Source organism: Sphingomonas hengshuiensis, assembly GCF_000935025.1.
Taxonomy (GTDB): domain Bacteria; phylum Pseudomonadota; class Alphaproteobacteria; order Sphingomonadales; family Sphingomonadaceae; genus Sphingomonas; species Sphingomonas hengshuiensis.
The window spans coordinates 2,057,598-2,079,560 of sequence record NZ_CP010836.1; the positions used below are offsets into that span (position 1 = coordinate 2,057,598).

General features: G+C 66.9%; 18 protein-coding genes. 8 read left to right on the plus strand and 10 right to left on the minus strand.

What is annotated here, in order from left to right; genetic code table 11:
* Positions 1–9 precede the first annotated feature (9 nt).
* The 3 genes from TS85_RS09045 to TS85_RS09055 all read right to left on the minus strand — a co-directional run bounded on the left by TS85_RS09045 (position 10) and on the right by TS85_RS09055 (position 3,573).
* Positions 10–1,026 (minus strand): phosphotransferase family protein, encoded by a 1,017-nt coding sequence (locus tag TS85_RS09045; RefSeq protein ID WP_044331734.1) that lies wholly within the window; start codon positions 1,024–1,026, stop codon positions 10–12.
* The gene (locus tag TS85_RS09050) at positions 1,023–2,105 is read right to left on the minus strand and encodes a Zn-dependent alcohol dehydrogenase (protein ID WP_044331735.1); all 1,083 of its coding nucleotides are present in this window, start codon (positions 2,103–2,105) and stop codon (positions 1,023–1,025) included. The genes TS85_RS09045 and TS85_RS09050 overlap by 4 nt, the downstream gene beginning before the upstream one ends.
* A gap of 184 nt (positions 2,106–2,289) precedes the next feature.
* Positions 2,290–3,573, minus strand: a complete 1,284-nt coding sequence (locus TS85_RS09055; RefSeq protein WP_044331737.1) for an acyl-CoA dehydrogenase family protein — start codon at positions 3,571–3,573, stop codon at positions 2,290–2,292.
* A gap of 163 nt (positions 3,574–3,736) precedes the next feature.
* Between TS85_RS09055 and TS85_RS09060 the strand changes: the two genes are divergently transcribed.
* From TS85_RS09060 to TS85_RS09070, 3 genes are all read left to right on the plus strand, one after another.
* The gene (locus tag TS85_RS09060; protein WP_077228534.1) at positions 3,737–5,005 is read left to right on the plus strand and encodes a TetR/AcrR family transcriptional regulator; all 1,269 of its coding nucleotides are present in this window, start codon (positions 3,737–3,739) and stop codon (positions 5,003–5,005) included.
* A gap of 196 nt (positions 5,006–5,201) precedes the next feature.
* Entirely contained in the window at positions 5,202–5,771 is a 570-nt protein-coding gene (locus TS85_RS09065; protein WP_044331739.1) for a manganese efflux pump MntP, read from the plus strand.
* Positions 5,772–5,807: 36 nt separating this feature from the next.
* Positions 5,808–6,971 carry an AAA family ATPase gene (locus tag TS85_RS09070; RefSeq protein WP_044331740.1) on the plus strand — a complete coding sequence of 388 codons (1,164 nt, stop codon included), beginning with the start codon at positions 5,808–5,810 and terminating at the stop codon, positions 6,969–6,971.
* Positions 6,972–7,045: 74 nt separating this feature from the next.
* Here the strand turns inward: TS85_RS09070 and TS85_RS09075 are convergent, their stop codons facing one another.
* The 3 genes from TS85_RS09075 to TS85_RS09085 all read right to left on the minus strand — a co-directional run bounded on the left by TS85_RS09075 (position 7,046) and on the right by TS85_RS09085 (position 12,518).
* Positions 7,046–9,787: a TonB-dependent receptor gene (locus TS85_RS09075; RefSeq protein ID WP_044331742.1), complete on the minus strand. Its 2,742-nt coding sequence runs from the start codon at positions 9,785–9,787 to the stop codon at positions 7,046–7,048.
* A gap of 186 nt (positions 9,788–9,973) precedes the next feature.
* Positions 9,974–11,047, minus strand: a complete 1,074-nt coding sequence (locus TS85_RS09080; protein ID WP_044331744.1) for an acyl-CoA dehydrogenase family protein — start codon at positions 11,045–11,047, stop codon at positions 9,974–9,976.
* Positions 11,048–11,297: 250 nt separating this feature from the next.
* Entirely contained in the window at positions 11,298–12,518 is a 1,221-nt protein-coding gene (locus TS85_RS09085) for an acyl-CoA dehydrogenase family protein (RefSeq protein WP_044331746.1), read from the minus strand.
* Between the two features lie 150 nt (positions 12,519–12,668).
* Here TS85_RS09085 and TS85_RS09090 point away from each other — a divergent pair, with 150 nt between their 5' ends.
* The 4 genes from TS85_RS09090 (at position 12,669) to TS85_RS09105 (ending at position 16,407) form a co-directional block, all read left to right on the plus strand.
* Positions 12,669–13,442: a thioesterase family protein gene (locus TS85_RS09090; RefSeq protein ID WP_044331748.1), complete on the plus strand. Its 774-nt coding sequence runs from the start codon at positions 12,669–12,671 to the stop codon at positions 13,440–13,442.
* 127 nt (positions 13,443–13,569) lie between these two features.
* Positions 13,570–14,172 (plus strand): EF-hand domain-containing protein, encoded by a 603-nt coding sequence (locus tag TS85_RS09095; RefSeq protein ID WP_044331750.1) that lies wholly within the window; start codon positions 13,570–13,572, stop codon positions 14,170–14,172.
* 82 nt (positions 14,173–14,254) lie between these two features.
* Positions 14,255–14,974 (plus strand): response regulator, encoded by a 720-nt coding sequence (locus tag TS85_RS09100; RefSeq protein ID WP_044331751.1) that lies wholly within the window; start codon positions 14,255–14,257, stop codon positions 14,972–14,974.
* 41 nt (positions 14,975–15,015) lie between these two features.
* Positions 15,016–16,407: a sensor histidine kinase gene (locus TS85_RS09105; protein WP_077228819.1), complete on the plus strand. Its 1,392-nt coding sequence runs from the start codon at positions 15,016–15,018 to the stop codon at positions 16,405–16,407.
* A 91-nt stretch (positions 16,408–16,498) separates the two neighbouring features.
* Here TS85_RS09105 and TS85_RS25320 read toward each other — a convergent pair whose 3' ends face one another.
* From TS85_RS25320 to TS85_RS09120, 4 genes are all read right to left on the minus strand, one after another.
* Positions 16,499–16,981 carry a hypothetical protein gene (locus TS85_RS25320; protein ID WP_155006351.1) on the minus strand — a complete coding sequence of 161 codons (483 nt, stop codon included), beginning with the start codon at positions 16,979–16,981 and terminating at the stop codon, positions 16,499–16,501.
* A gap of 102 nt (positions 16,982–17,083) precedes the next feature.
* Positions 17,084–18,187 (minus strand): ISAs1 family transposase, encoded by a 1,104-nt coding sequence (locus TS85_RS09110; RefSeq protein WP_044331753.1) that lies wholly within the window; start codon positions 18,185–18,187, stop codon positions 17,084–17,086.
* Between the two features lie 354 nt (positions 18,188–18,541).
* On the minus strand, positions 18,542–18,964 hold the full coding sequence (ndk, locus tag TS85_RS09115; protein WP_044331754.1) for a nucleoside-diphosphate kinase: 423 nt from the start codon (positions 18,962–18,964) through the stop codon (positions 18,542–18,544).
* A gap of 92 nt (positions 18,965–19,056) precedes the next feature.
* Complete coding sequence (locus TS85_RS09120; protein ID WP_044336092.1) at positions 19,057–19,497, minus strand: DNA polymerase III subunit chi; 441 nt, start codon at positions 19,495–19,497, stop codon at positions 19,057–19,059.
* 116 nt (positions 19,498–19,613) lie between these two features.
* Between TS85_RS09120 and TS85_RS09125 the strand changes: the two genes are divergently transcribed.
* Positions 19,614–21,929 (plus strand): LPS-assembly protein LptD, encoded by a 2,316-nt coding sequence (locus TS85_RS09125; protein WP_227698732.1) that lies wholly within the window; start codon positions 19,614–19,616, stop codon positions 21,927–21,929.
* Positions 21,930–21,963: the final 34 nt, after the last annotated feature.

Below are 21,963 nucleotides of genomic sequence, written 5' to 3' on the forward strand. Positions count from 1 at the left end.
AGCCCATGCTCAGGCCCCCGCAGCCCGCGCGAAATGCCAGGCCGATGCCACCAACCCCGGCAACCGCTCGACCGTCTGCGCCGCCTGCGTGCTCGACGCATTGCCGTCGATCAGGCGCTTCTTGATACCCTGGACGATGCCCGCCAGGCGGAAGAGGTTGTACGCGAAATACCAGTCGAGATCGGGCACCCCGTCGCGCCCGGTCGCGGCACAATAGCGGGCGACGACCTGCTCCAGCGTCGGGATGCCGGTGTCGGGGCCGGTCAGCCCTTTCACGCCCGACCGACCCTCGGGATCGGTCACCCAGCTCATCAGGAAATAGCTGAAATCGGCCAGCGGATCGCCGAGCGTCGACAGTTCCCAGTCGAGCACTGCGAGGATGCGGGGCGCGGCGGGCGCGAAGATCATGTTGTCGATGCGGAAATCGCCATGGACGATCGCGGTGCGGGTCTGTTCGGGGACGGTGCGCGGGAGCCACTCGATCAGCGCCTCCATTTCGGGCAGGTCGTCGGTCTGGCTCGCGCGATATTGCTTGGTCCAGCGGGCGACCTGGCGCTCGAAATAATTGCCGGGCTTGCCGTAATCGCCCAGCCCCGCCGCCGCATAATCGACGGTGTGGAGCGCGGCGAGCGTGTCGACGATCGCCTCATAATGCGCGGTGCGATCGGCGGGGGGCATGCCGGGGAGCGATCCGTCCCAGAGCGTGCGGCCCTCGACCATCTCCATGACGTAGAAGGGCGCGCCGATCACCGCGCTGTCCTCGCACAGCCCATAGGGCCGCGCGACGGGGAAGCCGGTGGGATGGAGCGCGGCGATCAGGCGATGTTCGCGCTCGACGGCGTGCGCGGAGGGCAGGATCGGGCCGAAGGGCTTGCGGCGCAGGACATAGGATAAGGACGTCGTATCAACACGATAGGTCGGATTGCTCTGACCGCCGGGGAACTTCTCCACGGTGAAGGGCGGCGCGAACCCCGCGACATGGGCGGCGAGCCAGTCGCCGAGGCGGGCGTGGTCGAGGTCGCTCATGCGAAGACGATCACCGAACGGACGCTGTGCCCGTCGCGGAGCTTTTGCAGCGCATCATTGACGTCCTCGAGCGCGATACGCTCGGCGACCATCGTGTCGAGATCGAGCAGCCCGTCGAGATACATTCGCACCAGCCGGGGCATGTCGATCGGGAAGCGCGTGCTGCCGAGCAGCGAGCCCTGGATCTTCTTGCCCGTCAGGAAGGTCGGCCCCGGCAAAGTGACATTGTTGCCGGGGGCGATCATGCCGAGGATCGTCGCAGTGCCGCCGCGGCGCAGGATGTTCCAGGCGAGTTCGGCGGTGTCGGAGCGCCCGACTGCCTCGATCGCATAATGGACACCGCCGCCGGTGCGCTTGAGCACGTCCTTGACGATTGTCGGTGCGGACGGATCGAGCGCGTGGGTGGCGCCCAGCTTCGTCGCGAGGTCGCGCTTTTCGGGCATCGGGTCGATTGCGAGGATCTGCCCGGCGCCGGCGATCTTCGCGGCGTTGATCGCGGACAGGCCGATCCCGCCCGCGCCAATCACCGCGACGCTTTCGCCCGGGCGCACGCGGCTGTCGTTGAACACCGCCCCCGCCCCGGTGATGACCGCGCAGCCGAGCAAGGCGGCGCGATCGAGCGGCATCGCCTTGTCGATCGCGACACAGGCGTTTTCGTGGACCAGCATCTTCTCGGCAAGGGCCGAGAGATTGAGGAAGGGCGCGAGCGGGGCGCCGTCGAGGCTGAGGCGCGGCGGCGCGTCGGGCGGGCGGCGGGTGGACGGATCGATGCACAGCGACGGGCGCCCGCTGACGCACATCTCGCACGATCCGCAGAAGACGGTGAAGAAGGTGATGACATGATCGCCGGGCTTTAGATGCGCGACGTCGCTGCCGACCGCCTCGACGATGCCGGCGGCTTCGTGGCCGGGGACGGTGGGCACCGGGTGCGGGAAGGCGCCGTCGACGAAATGGAGGTCGGAGCGGCAGACCCCGACCGCGGCGGTGCGGATCAGCACTTCGCGCGGGCCGGGGGCGGCGACATCGACATCGCGGATTTCGAGCGGGGTGCCGGGGGCGAAGAGGATTGCGGCTTTCATGCGGGGGTTCCGGGGCGGTTGGTTCGCGACTGCCTTGTTGCCCTTCCGCTTGCGGGAGGGGTTAGGGGAGGGACTGAAACGCTTGCCCGATGCCCAGTGCAAGGCCCTCCCCCGACCCCTCCCGCAAGCGGAAGGGGAGCGCTGACCGCAAGCGCGTTCCGGGGAGGATTGGGTGTCCCACCCCTCACCGGCTCACCCCCAGCTCGCCTGAACTCGGCCGGTCCGCCTTTGCCGCCGCATATTTGCCGAACTCCGCCCGCGCGATGGCGCGGTTGTGGACTTCGTCGGGGCCGTCGGCGAGGCGGAGCGTGCGGATGCCCGCCCAGTCGTGCGCGAGGTGGAAATCGGCGGAGACCCCCGCGCCGCCATGCGCCTGGATCGCGTCGTCGATGATCTGGAGCGCCATCATCGGCGCCTGGACCTTGATCATCGCGATTTCGAGCTGGGCGGCCTTGTTGCCCGCCTTGTCCATCATGTCCGCCGCCTTGAGGCACAGCAGCCGCGTCATCTCGATGTCGATGCGCGCGCGGGCGATGCGCTGTTCCCACACCGAATGAGCGGAGAGGCGCTTGCCGAACGCGACGCGGCTGACGAGCCGCCGGGCCATCGCGGCGATCGCCTCCTCGGCCACGCCGATCGTGCGCATGCAGTGATGGATGCGCCCCGGCCCCAGCCGCCCCTGCGCAATCTCGAACCCCCGCCCCTCGCCGAGCAGGATGTTCGATGCGGGGACGCGGACATTCTCCAGCACCACCTCGCCATGGCCGTGCGGGGCATGGTCATACCCGAATACCGAAAGCATCCGCTCGATACGGACGCCGGGGGCGTCGAGGGGGACGAGGATCATGCTCTGCTGGGCGTGTTTGGCGGCGCCGAAATCGGTCTTGCCCATCAGGATCGCGATTTTGCAGCGCGGATCGCCGGTGCCGGAGGACCACCATTTGCGGCCGTTGATCACATAGTCATCGCCGTCGCGATCGATCCGCGTCTCGATATTGGTCGCGTCGGACGACGCGACCGCGGGCTCGGTCATCAGGAACGCCGAGCGGATTTCGCCGCGCATCAAGGGCGCGAGCCAGGCGTCCTTCTGGTCACGGGTGCCATAGCGATGGAATACTTCCATGTTGCCGGTGTCGGGCGCGCTGCAATTGAAGCATTCGGAGGCCCAGCCGATCCGCCCCATTTCCTCGGCACAGAGCGAATATTCGAGATTACTGAGCTGCGTGCCCTGAAATTCGAAGCTGTCGTCGACATGCGGGCGCCCCGATTGCGGCGGCATGAAGAAATTCCACAGCCCGGCGCCGCGCGCCTTCGCCTTGACCTCTTCGATCACAGGCAGCACTTTCCAGCGATCACCCTCAGCCTCTTGCGCGTGATACTCGGCATCGCGCGGGCGGATTTCGCTGTCGATGAACGCCTTCACCCGATCGCGGAAATGGGTCTCGCGGTCGTTCAGCGTGAAGTCCATGTCGCGTCTCTCCGTTGCTCTACAAAACCGACTTAAAGCGTACCGGATATTCGGTAAAGGGCCTTGGACCGCGATCAAGGCACGAAATCCGCAGCGTATGCCCACCATGCCCGATTCCCGAAAAACTGTTTTGGCTTCGCCACATTTTGGCTAAGCTGGCGCGATGAGTGGCAAGACCGACCCGAGCGACGACGAGATTTCCGGCACCGAGGCTCCCGCGGATCGCAGCACCAAGCGTTTCCAGGCGAAGCGCGACGCGATCCTGGCCGCCGCCGCCGATGCGATCAACGAGCAGAGCGCGAAGGGCATGACCTTTGCCGATGTCGCGCGGCGCGTGGGGCTGAACACCACGTCGGTCACCTATTATTTCAAGCGCAAGGAAGACCTGGCCGCCGCCGCGTTCGAACACACGCTGGGCCGGCTCGACGCGATGCTCGACGCCGCGCTGGAGGAGGCCACGCCCGAGGCGCGGGTGGCGCGCTACCTCAACCTCAACATGGCGCGGCTCGCGCGGATCGGGCGCGGCGAGGAGCGCGACTTCGCGATCCTGTCCGACCTGCGCGCGATGGAGGAGCCAATGAAGAGCCAGCTCATGAGCGGCTGGCGCAACATCTTCCGCAAGACGCGCAGCCTGTGGGGCAAGGACGGCACCCGCGCGCAGACCGACCTGCGCGGGGCGCGCGCGCACGTGCTGCTGGAGAACAGCTTCTGGCTGACGGCGTGGCTGCCGCGCTACGAAGTCGACGAATATCCGCGCGTCGAGGCGCGGCTGATGGACGTGTTCCGCCATGGCATCGCCGCGCCGGGCCAGGGCTGGGCGCCCGACATCTTCGCGCTCGAGCATGACGAGCCCGAGCCGGGGCGCGAGGCGTTCCTGCTGGCGGCGACGCGGCTGATCAACGAGCTGGGCTATCGCGGCGCATCGGTGCAGCGGATCGCGTCCGAGCTGAACGTCACCAAGGGCAGCTTCTACCACCATCTCGACGCCAAGGACGATCTCGTCGCGGCATGCTACCGGCGCAGCTTCGACATTTTGGCGGACGCACAGCGGCTGGCGGAGAGCCATGAAGGCACGCATTGGGACCGGCTGGCGAGCACGATCGCGACGTTGCTCGACGTGCAGTTTTCGGAGCGCGGGCCGTTGCTGCGCACCACCGCGCTGTCGGGGCTGCCGATCCAGGTGCGCACGACGATGATCGACCGGTCGAACCGCATCGCGCGGCGCTTTGCGGGGATGCTGTCGGACGGGATCGCGGAAGGATCGATCCGCCCGATCGACCCGCTGGTCGCCAGCCAGGCGCTGATGTCGATCCAGAACGCCGCGTTCGACATGCGCAAATGGGCCAGCACGATGCCGCGCGAGCGGGCGGTGGCCTTCTATGCCTCGACCCTCGCATTCGGGCTGTTCGACGATCGCCCGCTGGCGGGGTGAGCTTGCGGACCTTAACATAGATCGCTAAACGCAGCCCCAGTTGGGGAGTAGCTTCCGGCGGATGCCGGGGTAGCGTCAACATACTCGCGCTTCGGCGCGTGGCGCACCGGCGGTTCGTCCGCTTTGCAAGACCAGCGCATTCGGGGCCGTGCCGGCCGACCCGAACGCGCTGATTCTTGCCCGGTGGAGTTCGCCCATGACCCCGCTCTCGATCGCCGTCATCGCCTTCAGCATGTCCGCCGACGCCTGTGCCGCCGCGATCGCGCGCGGCGCAGTGCGGCGGCCGACGCTGTCGCAGGCAGTGCGCGCGGGGCTGGTGTTCGGCGCGGTCGAGACGGTGACGCCGCTGATTGGATGGGCGCTGGGGCTGACCGCGGCGTCGTTCGTGACGGCGATCGACCATTGGATTGCGTTCGTCCTGCTCGGCGTGGTCGGCGGCAAGATGCTCTTTGAAGCCGCACGGCGCGATCCCGACGCGGTGGTCGAGGAACCCGCCGGGCGCGGGCTGATGACGCTGATCGCGACTGCGGTGGGAACCAGCATCGACGCGGCGGCGGTGGGCGTCACCCTCGCCTTTCTCGACGCCAATATCGTCGTGATCGCGCTGGCGATCGGGATGGCGACGTTCACGATGGCGACGATCGGGATGCTGATCGGGCGCGCGGTGGGGGTGCGCTTCGGATCGGCAGTCGAATTCGTCGGCGGGCTGGGGCTGATCGCGATCGGGACCAGCATCCTGGCCGAGCATACCGGGTTTCTGGGATAAGTGGACGGCGGGCGGCGGGGCAGATAGCCTGGCGCGATGCTGACCTGCCTCGCCGTTTCCGGCTATCGATCGCTGCGCGACGTCAAGATCGCGCTGGGACCGCTCAACGTGATCGTGGGCGCGAACGGAAGCGGCAAATCGAGCCTGTATCGCGCGCTGCGGCTGCTTTCCGACGTCGCGCAGGACCGCGTCGTCGCATCGCTGGCGGCGGAGGGGGGACTTACGTCTACGCTCTGGGCGGGCCCCGAGACGCTGAGCCGCGAGATGCGCAGCGGCGCGCAGCCGGTGCAGGGCACGGTGCGGTCGGGGCCCGTCAGCCTCAAGCTGGGCTTCGCATCCGGGGATTATGGCTATGCCATCGACCTCGGCCTGCCCATCCCGTCGCGGACTCGGTTTACCCATGACCCCGAGATCAAGGTCGAGGCGGTATGGACCGGCCCGGTGCTGGGCCGCGCCAACCTGTTAGCCGAGCGCCGCGGCGGGCTTGTCCGGCTGCGCGACGAACAGACCGGGGAATGGGCCGACACAGTGCGCGATTTGCCCCCGGTCGACAGCATGATGTCGCGGTGCGCGGATTTGCACGACGGGTTCGAGCTGTTGCGCCTGCGCGAGCGGATGCGCGACTGGCGTTTCTACGACGACCTGCGCACCGACCGCGATGCCCCCGCGCGGCGGGCGCAGGTGGGGACCTTCACGCCCATATTGGCCGGCGACGGATCGGACATAGGCGCGGCGATCCAGACGATCTTCGAGATCGGCGATGCCGGCACGCTGCGCGACACGATCGCCGATGCCTTTGACGGCGCGACGCTATCGGTCGGCGATCGCTTCGAAATCGAGATGCAGCAATATGGGCTGCTCCGCCCCCTCGCGGCGTCCGAATTGTCGGACGGCACGCTGCGTTATGTGCTGCTCGCCGCCGCGCTGCTGTCGCCGCGCCCGCCCGAACTGATGATCCTCAACGAGCCCGAGGCGAGCCTCCACCCCGATTTGCTCGAGCCGCTTGCGCGCCTGCTGATCAAGGCGTCCGAACAGTGCCAGATCATCGTCGTGTCGCACGCGACCCGGCTGGTCGAGGCGCTGGACGAACAGGGGGGCAGCACGCTGATCACGCTGCGCAAGGAACTGGGCGAAACGCATGTCGCCAATCCCGGCGCAAGCCGCTTTGACGGGGTGGACTGGAAATGGCCTTCGCGCTGAAGCCTTCACAAAAAAAGGCTCGCGGGGGTGTTCCCCTCGCGAGCCTCGGTGCGTCCTCTCCTGCGACGACGACGTCAGAAGCGTGACCGGAGCGTCACGCCATAAGTGCGGGGTTCGGCCAGATAGGAGGAGAAGATCTGGCGACCGCCGGGATATTGCGCGTCGGTGAAGGGCGCGCCGGTGGCCCCCTCCTGGAACGGCGAGTTGAACGCGACCTGCTGGTAATCCTGGTTGAGCAAATTCTGTGCCCAGACTTCGATCGCCCATTTCTGCTCGGGCCCGCGAATGCCGATGCGGCCGTTGACGAGCGCAAAGCTCTCCTGCCCCTTTTGCGCGAACAGGTCGGAGCCGGTGTTGAATTTGTCGGTCAGGCGGGTGTCGAAATAGACGAGCCCGCTCAGCCCCGAACTGCCAAGGTCCGGGGTCCACGACGCCGAGGCAGTCGCGACGAATTGCGGGGCGTTCGACAGTTCGTCGCCCGGCAGCTTGCGCAGCGCCTGGTCGAGCGGCGCGCCACTGGCATTGCCGACCAGATTTTCGCGATATTTGGTGTCCGAATAGGTCAGCCCCAGCCCGACGCGGAAATCGCGCGCCGGAACCAGCGATGCCTCGATCTCGACACCCTGCGCCAGCACGCCATAGGTCACGTCGCCCGATGCGCAGCGACCGGTGGTCGACGCCGCGGCGTTATAGTTGGACGCCGTGGTGAACTTGCTCTGGTCACGGTCGCCGCCCGACAGGCCGGTGCTGCACCCGTTGATGTTCTGAACCAGGAAAACGGTGCCGTTGAAGGTGTTGAGCTGGAAATTCTTGAACTGCTGGCGGAACGCCGCGACGTTGAGGCTGAACCGGCCTGTCGAATATTTGGCGCCGATTTCGAAGGCGTCGACTTCCTCGGGGTCGAACTGGAGCCCGCTTGCCAGCGCCTGCGCGCCGCCGACCGAGGCGAAGGTGGCGATCGGCGCCTTGAGCGCCGAGCGATCGAGGTTGAACCCGCCCGCCTTATAGCCGCGCGAATAGCTGCCATAGAGGAGCAGATCGTCGACCGGCTTCCACGACAGGACGCCGGTGCCGGTGAATTTATGCTCGCTGCGGCGGTCGTTGATCGAGACGCCGTTCAGCTCGGCGGTCGAGTTGCCCTGGCACGACAGCCCGACGATCGCATCGACGATTCCGGTGAGCGCCGCAGTCGAGCGGAGCGGCAGCAGCGATGCCTGGTTGGCGGTGCAGCCGGTATTGTCGTTGCCGAAGGTCGCGTTGAACTTCTTGCGCTCGTTGGTGTAGCGCACGCCGAGCGTCAGATCGACGCGGTTGGTGACGTGGAAGATGTTGTGCGTGAACAGCGCCCAGTTGCGGCTGTTCTGGAAATAGCGGTCGCGCGTCGTGCCCTTGTCGTTGATCGCATCGAGCCGGTCGAACGCCGCATAGATCAGCGGCGAGGCCGCCCCGAACGCCGCCGGGCGCGCCGCGAGGCACCCCGCCGAAGTCGGCGAATAGAGCGCCGCCAGCGCACTGCCCGAGATGATGCGGCAGGTGGCGAAGCGGCCATATTGGCTGCCGAAGCGCAGATTGTCGGTGACGGTCAGGTCTTCATCGGCGAAATAGCCGCCGACCAGCCAGTCGAGCTTATCGCCGAACGCCGTGCCCTGGAGCCGCAATTCCTGGCTGAAGGTCTTGAACTCGCGGGCATTGTTGCCGTCCGCCGCGCGATAGAGGATGTCGACATAGCTATAGTCGGTGTCGGAGCCCTGATCGCTGCGATAGTTGCGATAGCCGGTGATCGAGGTCAGCTTCGCGCCGCCCAGATCCCAGTCGACCTGCATCGACCCGCCCCAATCCTCGGTCTTGCCGCCATAGCTGCGGCCCGGCGAGACATAGATGTCGCGGTTATAGCCGTTGGTGAACGCAGCGGCCGGCTGGCCCAGCGCCTGGAGCACGCGGACGATATTGTTCTGCGCCGGATCGTTGAGCGCGCCGATCGTCGGGTTCATCTCGCGGCTGACATAGGTCGCCGCGCAGCATTCCTCGTCGCGTTTGGTATAGTCGCCGATGATGCGCACCGACAGGTCGCTCGACGGCTCGTAGAGAAGCTGGCCGCGGACGAAGCCGCGCTTGCGGTTATTGATGTCGCGGCCGCTGGTCAGGTCGGTGTAGAAGCCGTCGCGCTGGTTGTAGACGCCGTCGATGCGCGCCGCGAGCGTGTCACCGAGCGGCGCGTTGACGAAGCCGGAGAGGCGGACGTTGTTGTAATTGCCATAGGTCGCCTCGGCGCCCGCGCTGAACACGGGGGCCGGGGCCTTGCTGACGATGTTGATCAGGCCCGCCGAGGCATTGCGCCCGAACAACGTGCCCTGCGGCCCGCGCAGCACTTCGATCCGCTCGATCTCGCCCAGTTCGTTGAGCCCGATGCCCGAGCGCGAGCGATAGACGCCGTCGATGAACACCGCGACCGAGCTTTCGAGCCCGGGATTGTCGCCGACCGTGCCGATGCCGCGGATGCGCGCCGAGCCATTGGCCTCGCTGCCGGTCGACGAGACGAGCAGCGACGGCGCGATCTGGTTGAGCTGGCGGATGTCGTTGGTGCCGCTCTGCTGCAACGCCTCCGCGCTGATCGCCGACACCGCCAGCGGCACGTCCGCGAGCACCTGTGCGCGGCCCTGCGCCGTCACGACGATGTCGTTGGTGTCATAGGCATCGGGGGTCTGGTTATCCTGCGGGGCCGCAGCCCCGGTCGATGCGTCCTGCGCGTACGCAGGTGCCGCGAGCGCCATGATCAATGCCGGAACCGCAGTCGCCGACAAAAGGCGTAGCCGCATATCATTCTCCTCTCACCACGGGCTGGAACACTCGATGGGTTCCATACCCTACCCTCGAATTACACGCGGTTCTCTGAGAGGCGTCAAGCATAACAAAGGTTGCAAAGCGGGACTGGAGTGCGAGTGTTGCAGAAATGACACGCCCGTCTCCGGGAAATTACGAGGGTCGGCGCCCGGACAATGCCATCAATAGCCGGCAAGCCGCGCAAAACGTTCGCGATGCCACGCGGCATTGCCCCACATCGCCTCCAGCACGCGCGCCCGCTTGAGGTAAAATCCGGCGTCATGTTCGTCGGTCATCCCGATCCCGCCATGGAGCTGGACCATTTCGCGGCTGACGAGGTTGAGCGTTTCGCCCGCGAGCGCCTTGGCGAGGCTGACTTCCTGGCGGACGTCGGGCTTGCCGCTGTCGACTGCCTCCAGCGCCGCCTCGACCACCGATCGCATCAGTTCGAGTTCGGTGAACATCTTCGCCATGCGGTGCTGGAGCGCCTGGAACGAGGCGAGGACCTGGCCGAACTGGACGCGGGTCTTGAGGAAGGCGTTGGTCTGTTCGAACGCGCTTTCGGCCATGCCGAGCATTTCGGCGCACAAGGCGGCGGCGGCGCGATCGGTGACGCGGGTGAGGAGATCGGGGCCACCGCCCGCGAGGCGCTCGGCGGGCGCGCCGACGAAGCGGATTTCGGCATGGCTGCGCGAATCGACGAGGCTGCGGGGGGCACGCGCCACGCCCGCGCCGTCGGCGACGAGATAGAGGCCATCGACGGCGGCGACGACGAAGAGCTGGGCGCTGTCGCCCTCGGCAACGAACGCCTTGGTGCCGGTGAGCGCGCCGTCCTCGACCGTCGTCGCGATGCGATCGGGGGCGAAGCGCGGCCCCTCGTCCACCGCCAGCGTCGCGATGACGTCGCCCGCGGCGATGCGCGGCAGCCATGCCGCCTGCTGCGCCTCCGAGCCGCCGAGGAGCAGCGCGCTGGTGGCGGCCGCGGTGGCGGCGAGAGGGGTGGCGGCGAGATTGCGCCCGAGCTGTTCGAGCACCAGCCCGAGCGAGCCATAGCCCATGCCTGCGCCTCCCTGTGCCTCTGGCACGATGATCCCTGCCCAGCCCATCTCGGCCTGGGCACGCCACGCATCGGCATCGAAGCGCGCGGGCGGCGCGGCGGCACGCATCCGGCGGAATGCGGTGACGGGCGATTCATTGTCGGCCCAGTCGCGCGCCATATCGCGCAGCATCGTCTGTTCTTCGGTCAGCACGGCCATCGGGGGGTTCCTTCTGTTCCCTGCTCGCTGCGGAGGAGGGTGTCGGCTATTTCTTAGTTCCCCTTCCGCTTGCGGGGGGATGCATATGAAACGGGCAATGCTTTTTTGCTTCTCGTCACCCTGAACTCGTTTCAGGGTCCAAGGCGCCACGGGCGAAACCAGTGCTTGGGGCGCGTTGGACCCTGAAACGAGTTCAGGGTGACGAAGGAAAAATAAGGCGAGCGCTCAGCCTCCAAGGCCGGGAAGGCACTCACTGGTGATCCAGCATCCCGAGGATGCGCTTGGCGATCACGTTGTTCTGGATCTCGCTCGATCCGCCATAGATCGACACCGCCTTGCCGAAGAGCCAGGCGCGGACGTCGCGCAGTTCCTCCTCGCCAAAGCCCTCGCCTTCCCAGCCGAGCCCGGCCAGCCCGCGAATTTCGATCAGCAGCTCGGAGCGTTCCTGCATGATCCGCGCGCCGACATTCTTCATGATCGAGGTCGCGGCGGACGGCCCCTGGCTGGCCTTTGCCTCGGCGGCGGCGCGGCGGAGCGTGAGGAGAAAGGCGCGCATGTCCATGTCGTGCCGGATGATCCGCCCGCGCAGATCGGCATCGGCGATGCGGCCCTCGGCATCGACGCCGACCGCCTGCTTCGCAAGGTGCGACAACGGCGTGCCCGCGAACATCCGCCCCGCCGATCCGCCGCCGCCCGACAGGCTGCTGCGTTCGTGCTGGAGCAGACGCTTGCCGATCGTCCAGCCCTGCCCCTCTTCGCCGACGCGATTGGCCTTGGGCACCTTCACGTCGGTGAAGAAGGTCTCGCAGAACGGCGACGCGCCCGAGATCAGCCGGATCGGGCGCACCTCGATCCCCGGCGTGTCCATGTCGACGAGCAGGAAGGTAATGCCTTCATGCTTCTTCGTCTTGTCGGTGCGGACGAGCATGAAGCATTTGTCCGCCCATTGGCCGCCGCTGGTCCAGGTTTTCTGGCCGTTGACGACGTAATGGTCGCCATGATCCTCGGCAAAGGTCTGGAGCGAGGCGAGGTCGGAGCCGGCGCCGGGTTCGGAATAGCCCTGGCACCAGCGCACCGTGCCGCGCGCGATGGCGGGGATATGCTCGCGCTTCTGCGCCTCGCTGCCATATTCGAGCAGCGTCGGGCCGAACATCATCACGCCCATCCCGCCGATCGGGTTCCACGCCCCGATCCGCGCCATTTCCTCCTGAAGCACGCGCGCCTCGGCCCGGTCGAGCCCGCCGCCGCCATAGTCGCGCGGCCAGGTGGGGACGCCCCAGCCCTTCTCGCCCATCGCCGCCTGCCACGCCGCCTCGTCTGGCGAGGGCTCGTGCGGGCCCTCCAGCGCGGAGATCAGATTGTCCTTGCCCTTGAGCGACGGCGGGAAATGCGCCACCAGCCATTCGCGCGCCTCCGCGCGAAAGGCTGCGATAGAATCGGCGGGCGCGTCGCTTTCCAATAGTGTAGCCATTGCGTGTCTCCGGAACCCGGTTCGTCGTGGTTTCGAAATTGCGGTATGCCGGGCTCGGCGTCAAGCCGTGTAACCGCTCGTCCCGTCTGGCCCGACCGGCTTTGAAACTCGCGTATGGCACTGGGCGGCGATTTGGCATAGCGAGGCGCGATGACGCCGATTGCCGATCTTCTCGCCGCCGCACTGCGCACCGACCATGGTTTCACCGCGACGATCCCCCCCGACTGGATGCAGGGCCGCACGGCGTTTGGCGGGCTGTCGGCGGCGCTCGCGCTGGATGCCGCGCTGGCGCTGGAGCCCGACCTGCCGCCGCTGCGTTCGGCGCAGATCGCGTTCATCGGGCCGCTCGCGGGCGAGGTCGCCGTCACCGCCACCCGGCTGCGGCGCGGGCGCAACGCGGCGTATCTCCAGAGCGACGTGGCCTCCGATGCCGGGCTGGGGATGCGCGCGACCTTCGTGTTCATGGCGGCATTGCCCTCGGCGGTGCGGCATGACGAGAGCGTGCGGTCGCCGCATGCGCCGCCTGCAAAGGATGCGAGCCTGTATGTCGGGCCGGAGACTTTCTTCACCGGCAATTTCGAGTTCCTCGATGCGGACACAGCCACCGGCCCCGCCGACTGGCTGCGCTGGGCACGGCTGCGCGTGCGCGCGGGGCTGCACCCGATGGTCGAGCTGATGGCGATCGGCGATGCGTTGCCCCCCGCGGCGCTCAAGCTGGCGCCCAGCATGCTGACGCCGGTCAGTTCGCTCAACTGGCAGATCAATTTCGTCGATCCCGCACCCGTCACCAGCGACGGCTGGTGGCTGCTCGGCGCGCATGCCGATACCGCGTGGGATGGCTTTAGCAGCCAGCGGATGACGATCTGGAACGCCGACGGCGCGGTGGTCGCGGAGGCGATGCAGGGAGTGGCGCTGTTCGGGTGACGCTGTCGCCGCCGGTGAGACAAATTGCGACACTTTGCCGGGCGCGTGACAAACTGGCGCGACATGCCGGCTCCAGAAGGGCCATCCACCGCGAAGCGTATCGCGGGGAGCAGAGGAGTTTCGCTCGATGAACAAGATGATTGCCGCCCTGCTGCTGGGCACGACCTTGCTGGCGGGTAGCGCCAGCGCGGCGCAGCAGACCCCCGCCGCATCCGGCCCGAAGCAGGACCGGCCTGCGCCGCCCGATCCGATGCTGCTCGCCGACGCCAACAAGGACGGCGTGGTCACGCGCGACGAAGTGGCCGCGCGGCTGACCGCCGCCTTTGCCCGCGTCGATGCGAACAAGGACGGCAAGATCAGCCCCGAGGAGCGCGAGGCGGTGCTCGAAGTCGTGGGCGGGCCCGGTGGCCCTGGCCGTCCCGGCGGCCCGGGTGGTCCTGGTGGCCCCGGCGGTCCTGGTGGTCCCGAAGCCAAGGGGCCGCGCGGCGACCGGATGATGGCGCGGATGGACAAGGACGGCGACGGCATGGCCTCGCTCGAGGAGCAGAAGGCGCGCGCGCTGGCCCGTTTCGACCGAGTCGACACCAACAAGGACGGCAAGATCGACCAGAAAGAGCGCGATGCGATGCACGAGCGGATGATGGCGATGCGCGGTCGCGGCGGCCCGCGCGGCGGTGGCGACATGCCGCCCCCGCCCCCACCCCCTCCGGCCGACGCTCAGGATAGCTGAGCCGGCCGGGACTGCCGGGCGGATTCGCCTCCTCGGTCCGCCCGGCACTTCCTTCTTGCCCGTGAGTTGGTAACGTCAGCGTATGTCAGACATCCCGCACATCCTGCTCGTCGACGACGAGCGCTCGATCCGCGAGCCGCTTGCGCAATATTTGACCAAGCAGGGCTTTCGCGTGACGCAGGCCGGCGATGCCGAGGGTGCGCGGGCGCGGATGACTGCCTATGCCATCGACCTGGTGATCCTCGACATCATGATGCCGGGCGAAGACGGGTTGAGCCTGTGCCGCCATATCCGCGCGACCAGCGAGACCCCGGTGATCCTGCTGACCGCGCGCAGCGAAGAGACCGACCGGATCGTCGGGCTGGAAATGGGCGCCGACGATTATGTCGTGAAGCCCTTTTCCCCGCGCGAGCTGGCCGCGCGGATCAAGGTGGTGCTCCGCCGCATCCAGGCGGGGGGCGCCAAGCAGCATGCGCCGGAGAGCGGCAGCTTCGCCTTTTCGGGATGGGTGCTCAAGACCGGCGAACGCGCGCTGGTCGATCGCGAAGGCGTATCGGTGCCGCTGTCGACCGGCGAATATAATCTCCTCCACGCACTGGTCACCCGCCCGCGCCAGGTGCTGACGCGCGACCAGCTGCTCGACCTGACCCAGGGGCGCGAGGCCGCCGCGTTCGATCGCGCGATCGACAACCAGGTCAGCCGGCTGCGCAAGAAGCTGGAGCCCGACGCCCGGAACCCATCGATCATCAAGACGGTGTGGGGCGGCGGATACACGCTGGCCGCCGAGGTCACCCGGTTGTGAGCGCGGGCTGGCGCACGCGCCTTGCCCGCGGGAACCGCGCGATCCGTCGCTTCCTTCCGACCAGCCTGGCGGGGCAGATCGCACTGCTCGTCGCGATCGCGCTGTTCGTCGCGCAGGCGATCAATTTCGGGATGCTGCTGCGCGAACGGCACGGGATGCGCTTTGCCCAGTTCATCGTGCCCACGGTCACGCGGCTTGCCGACGCGTCCGAGCGGATGACTTCGGTCGACGAAGCGGGCAGGCCGCCGCTGCGCGCGGCGCGCGACGGCGGGCGCAGCTTCCGATCCGATCCGCGCACCCGCATCGAGATTCACGAGGCCAACCCGATCGCCGCCGATGCGCGGTCGCGCCCGGACATCGAAGAGGATGTACGCCGCGGGCTGAAGGAATCGGGGATCGATTTCGGGCGTGTCATCGCATCGGTCCAGCCGATCGAGCCCGACGCCCCGCAATTGCGCCGGATGAGCCCGATGCGCGCCGAACGGCTGCGCCGGCTGGGGGCGGAGTTGCAGATCGCGGTCGAGATTCCGGGCAAGGGCTGGCTCGCGACCAACTCGCCCTGGCCGCGCGTCGAGGGATCGCTGATGTGGCAGCTGCTGGCGCAGACGCTGATCCTCTATGTCTGCGTGCTGATTCCGGTGCTGCTCGCCGGGCGCCGCATCGCGGCCCCGCTGCGTGCGCTGGCAACGGCGGCGCGCGGCTTTCGCCCCGGCGACGGCGCGCCCCCGCTGGAGGAGCGCGGCCCCGGCGACGTGCGCGCGGTGATCGGCGCGTACAACGCGCTGGGCCTGCGCGTGAATGCGATGATCGACGAGAAGGACCGGATGCTCGGCGCGATCGGGCACGACCTGCGCACCCCGCTGGCGGCGCTGCGCGTCCGCATCGAATCGGTCGAGGACGATGACGATCGCAACCGCATGGCCGACACGATCGACGAGATGAACCGGACGCTCGACGACATCTTGTCGCTGGCCCGGCTGGGCCGCCCGAGCGAGCCCGCGACCGATGTCGACATGGCCGCGCTGATCGACGCCGTGGTCGAGGATTTCCGCGACATCGGCAACGACGTCAGCTTCGAGGAATCGCCCCGGCTGAAGATGCGGATGCGCCCGTCGCTGATGCGGCGCGCGGTGCGCAACTTGATCGAGAATGCGGTGAAATATGCGGGCGCCGCCGAGGTGCGGCTGTTGCCGGGCGAAACGACGGTCGCGATCGAAGTCGCCGATCGCGGGCCGGGCATCCCGGCGGACAAGCTGACTGCAGTGTTCGACCCGTTCACGCGGCTGGAGACGTCGCGCAACCGCGATACCGGCGGGATCGGGCTGGGGCTGGCGCTGGCGCGTGCGATCGTTTCGGATGCCGGGGGGCAGATTACATTGGCGAACCGCGCGGGGGGCGGGTTGCTGGCTACGATTACGTTGCCGCGGGGGTGATGGGGGGAAGTGGGTTTGTGCGCTTCGGAGGCTGTTTCGGGGCCTATGGAGGACTGGTTTTGGTGGAGAGCGGACATTGCCCGCTCACCTGCTAGTCCTCGTCCTCGATTAAGCCGAGCGCCTCAAGGCTTCGAAACTTAAACAAACCCAAGGCGTCGAACTCATCACCATCGCTGGTTTGCACACCGAGATCTCGTAGGGCGCTGTTGATCGGGCTGCTTGCGCTTATCGGCGCGCGATCGACAGGTGTCGACCGTTCGTAGACGGTCTGACCGTCTCTTAAAAGTGCGGCACCTTGTGAACCCGTACCGCCGAAATAGTCGGTCTCGATGTAAGCGAGGCTCGCATCACCGATGAGGGATAATATGCCGTTCTTCAGTCCGTCAGATAGATGAACAAAGCCGTCTACGTGCCGTCCCGGCTCAAGTTTGGTAAGTGCATCTATCTGATCGTGACCCAGCGGAGCGATTGCAAACCCTTGCGGCAAGGCCGTCGCGTTGGGACATCCCGCTCCACGCACAATGGCCTGCACTGCTTCGGGAAACCCGATCACGGCTCTGATATCGTGTCCCATTCACCACTCTCCCCCCGGCCGCTGAAGAGCATGCGTCAGACCTCGAATGTCCGCAACTAGGCGGTATTTGTCGTTACGTCATCCTCCCCCGCCAGGGCAGGGCTATTGCACATGAGTGATTAGGCGCAGGAGTTCTTGATCGTTCCATCGGGCCATGAGTCGTTTGTGGTTGAGGGGGATTTTTTGTGGTTCGGCGCGCAGCACATTGAGGGCGAGGCGGCGAAGAATGGCAAGAATGGCAGGGCCGTTTTGCTTTCGGTTTCGGGCCATATCCTCTGCGAGGAGGACGTCGAGTTGCCAATGGAGGTGGTTTTCGATGGACCAATGGCGGCGGACTGTTTTGAGCAGTTCTTCGGCGGGCATTTTGCGCGACAGCGCATAGCAACGGACCTGATGGGTGGTCTTGTCGCCGATGGTGCGCCATCGCTCGACGCGAGCGACCGCGACCAGATCGACGAGCGCGTTCTTGCTCGGCGTCTGGAAGAAGGGGATGACAAAGGCACGACGCACCTCGTGTCTGCCATGGGCTTGGTCTTCGGTTTGATGGAAGCGGGTCGACCTGTGCGCCGCTGCAGCATCAAGGGCGGCGTTGGCCTCGGCCACGAGCTTGGATTGATTGCCCTTGATGGAGATCACATAATCGCCGCCGCCGTCACGGACGGCCTTGGTCATGCGGCGATGACAGTGCAGCGCATCGGCGGTCACGGTACATCCCTTGAGCGAGAGCAGCTCGAGCGCCGCGATCGCGGCATCGGCTTCGTTGCCCTTGTCCGCCATCGTCTGGGCCAGGCTCATAAAGGTATCGCACGCAAAGACGCTGACCATCATCGGCGGAATATGGGCGCAGCCCTTTTCGTAAGCGCGCTTCAAGCTCTTGCCGTCGACCGCCACCTGGCCGCAGGGCTGATCGAGCCGTGCCTGCTCGCCGAACGCCGCCATGAAGCGCATGAAGGCGGCATTGAATGCATGCGGGTCGAGTGTCCGCAGGACCCGGCTGAAGGTGTCGTGGCTGGGGACGCCGCGCTCCAGCGGAATGAACTGCCGCAGCAGATCGACCCGCGCCTTGGCAAACAACACCATTTCCGTACAGTTGCCCGCGCCGCACAGCACCGCAGCGAGCGCGATGAACAAAATCTCGGTCAACGGATACTGCGACGTGAAGTCCCGCGGATCCGGAATCTCCGCAAATACCTCCACAAAATCCATCCTGGCCTCCCGCAAAAGGGGAGACCTTCAGAATCATTTTTGCGCAACCACGCAAGAGCCCCGCTTCACTCATGTGCGATTCCCCTGCCCGCCAGGGGGAGGTGGCAGGCGCAGCCTGACGGTGGGGGAGGACGCACATCGCTCGGTGCGTGCGTCCTCCCCCACCGTCGCCTTCGGCGCCACCTCCCCCTGGCGGGGGAGAATTTGAAAGCCGCGTTTGGGTCGCAATGCCGACAAGCAGAATTGCGACCAACCGCAAATCTTCGCACTGGCCCCGCAGCCCAACCCACCAGGCGCAAAAAAGGGCCAGCACTCACGCACTGGCCCCGTTTCCCGTTCAGGCGTCAGCCCGAATCAGCCGACGATTTCTTCCGGCTTGAAGAAGAACGCGATTTCGATCGCGGCGTTTTCTTCGCTGTCCGAACCATGGACCGAGTTCGCCTCGATCGATTCGGCCAGTTCCTTGCGGATCGTGCCGGGCTCGGCGTTTGCCGGGTTGGTTGCGCCCATGATGTCGCGGTTCGCCTGGACGGCGTTCTCGCCTTCGAGGACCTGCACCACGACCGGGCCGGAGATCATGAAGGTCACCAGGTCGTTGAAGAAGGGGCGTTCGCGATGCACGCCATAAAAGCCCTCGGCCTGTTCGCGGGTCATCTGGATGCGCTTGGACGCGACGACGCGGAGGCCGGCTTCCTCGAGCATCTTGGTGACCGCACCGGTGAGGTTGCGGCGGGTGGCGTCGGGCTTGATGATCGAAAAGGTCCGGGTCGCGGCCATGGCCGTGCGGCTCCTGTATCTTGAGGGTGTGGAAAGTCGCGGCTCCCTAATCCGCAAGGCCGTCCGATGCAAGCCGAAGCACTCCGCCAGGTTCAGGCGACCTGTTCCCAGCGGCCCGCTTCGTTCTGCTTCCAATAGCGGCGTTCGACGCCGTCATGCGCGGCCAGCGCCCGCCAGGCGGCGCGCGCCTCGACGATGCGGTCCTCGTCGAAGAAGTGGAACGCGCGGTCGAACTCCAGTGCTTCGTCGCGCCACAGCCCGTCCGCCAGCGCGACGTTGCGGGCGCCATTGGCCGCCACGGCATCCTCCGCGATGAGTACCGGCTGGTCCGCGTCCTGGTCGCCGCCCGCCTGGGCGTGCGGCAGGAAGCTGTCGGGGGCATAGGTCCATAGCCGCTGGTCGATCGCCGCGCGCGCCTCCGCCGCCGCTGCGACGACGAGCAGCCGCCCGCCATCGGCGAGCACGCGTTCGGCGATCCGCGGCAGGACCCGGTCCAGCGGGTGGAGCGTCAGATGGTAGAAATCGACCTTCATCGGCATGCGTCTAGCGCGTCCCGCCGTTCGGGCCAACGCACGTGGCGTTGCGGCGGAGCAAACGCTGCGATAGGGCGGGAGCCGCCGCGTGCCCGGGAGTAGATAAAAAGGTGGGAATGGTCGTTTCGCGCAAGACGCTGATGGTGTCGGCCGCGCTGGGAATGTGCCTATCGGCGCAGGCCCGGGCGCAGGTGACGGGCGACCTGCGCGAATCGCCCGCGGCACAGGATGCCGCGCCGCAAGCCGAACCGGTCCCCGCCGCCAATCTCCAGGACCGCAATGTCGAGCCGCCGCCGCCCTCGCCCACCGCGCTGCCCGACAATCCCGACGAGATCCAGTTCAACGCCGACGCGATCGAATATGGCTTCGACGCCGATATCGTGACCGCCAGCGGCGACGTGCGGCTGTACCGGCGCAGCGACCGGCTGCGCGCCGATCGCGTGGTGTGGGACCGCAAGACCGGCAAGGTCGTCGCCGAGGGCAATATCGTCATCCTCAACCCGGAGGGCGACGCCGCCTATGGCGACCGGATCGAGCTGACCGACACGCTGAAGGACGGCGTGGTCGAGAACATGCTGCTCGTGCTCGACGCGGGCGGGCGCGTCGCCGCCGAGCGCGGGCATCGCGACAACGGCATCGTGACGGTCGAGAACGCCGCCTATACGCCGTGCGAAGTCACGAGCACCGCCGGCTGCCCCAAGGAGCCGTCGTGGAAGATCACCGCGCACCGCGTGGTCTATAATCCGGACAAGGGCCGTATCCGCTATACCGGCGCGCGCATCTCGATCTTCAATTTCGCGACGATCCCCCTGCCCGCCTTTTCGCATCCGGTGGGCGGCAGGAGCGCCGACGGCTTCCTGACTCCCGATGCGCGGTACAGCCGCACCAACGGCTTCCAGATCGCGCTGCCCTATTTCTTCAGCCTGGCGCCCAATCGCGACCTGACCGTGACGCCGCGCGTGTTCACCGGCGCGCTGCCGATGCTCCAGGCCGACTATCGCGCGCTGACCGGATCGGGGGCGTATCGCGTCAACGCCTATGGCACGTACAGCCGCCGCGCCGACGACCTGAGCGTGCCGATCACCGATGAGACGTCGCGCAACGATTTCCGCGGCTATCTCGACGCCGTCAGCCGTTTCCAGCTCGACGAGAACTGGAGCGCGAGCGCGTCGTTTCGGCTGACCACCGACCGCACCTTCCTGCGCCGCTACGACATTTCGCGCGACGACCGGCTGCGCAACAATGTCCGAGTCGAGCGGATCGACCAGGACAGCTATTTCTCGATCAACGCCTGGGCGGTGCAGACGCTGCGCGTCGGCGACCGGCAGGGGCTCCAGCCGGTGGCGCTGCCCGAGATCGACTATCGCCGCCGCCTCGATGACGGGCTGGTCGGCGGTCGCGTCGAGCTTCAGCTCAACACGCTCGCGATCACGCGCAGCGCAGGGCAGGATTCGCAGCGCGCCTTTGCCAGCGCGCGCTGGGATCTGCGCCGGCTGACGCCATGGGGACAGGAAGTCACGCTGACCGCTTATGGTCGCGGCGACGTGTATAATAGCGACGATACGCTGAGCACCGACGTCGCCAGCTATCGCGGGCTGGAGGGGTTCCAGTTCCGCGGCAGCGCCGCGGTGGCGATGGACGTCAAATGGCCGCTGATCGGCGAATTCCTGGGCGGGACGCAGCGGCTGACGCCGCGGGTACAGTTCGTCGCTTCGCCCAAGACCAATAATTTCGACGTGCCGAACGAGGATGCGCGCGCCGTCGACCTTGAGGATTCGAACCTTTTCTCGCTCAATCGCTTCCCCGGATATGACCGAGTCGAGGATTCGACGCGGGTCACCTGGGGCGTCGATTATGGGCTGAACCTGCCGGGGTTCAGCATCGAGGCGAATATCGGGCAGAGCTATCGCCTGTCATCGCAGGAAACGGCATTCCCCGACGGCACCGGGCTGTCGGGCAAGATCTCCGATTTCGTCGGGCGCACGGTGGTGCGCTTCCACGACTTCATTGCGGTCACGCATCGCTATCGCATCGACAAGGACGGGCTGGCGGTGCGCCGCAACGAGATCGACACAACGATCGGATCGCGCGACACCTATTTCCAGGTCGGTTATCTGCGGCTCAACCGCAATATCACCGACGAACTGGAGGATTTGCAGGACCGCGAGGAAGCGCGCGTCGGGGCGCGGGTCCAGCTTGCCCGATTCTGGTCGGTGTCGGGGTCGATCCTGGTCGACCTGACCGATCGGCAGGAGGATATCCTGTCGCTTTCGGACGGGTTCGAGCCGGTGCGGCACCGGCTGGGCGTCAATTACGAGGACGACTGTCTGCGGCTCGGGGTGACCTGGAAGCGGGACTATGCGACGACCGGCGATGCGCAGCGCGGCAACAGCTTCCTTTTGTCGCTGGCGTTCAAGAACCTGGGCCGCTAGTTTCGCGGACGCAAGCGGACCGCTGCTCAGCCTT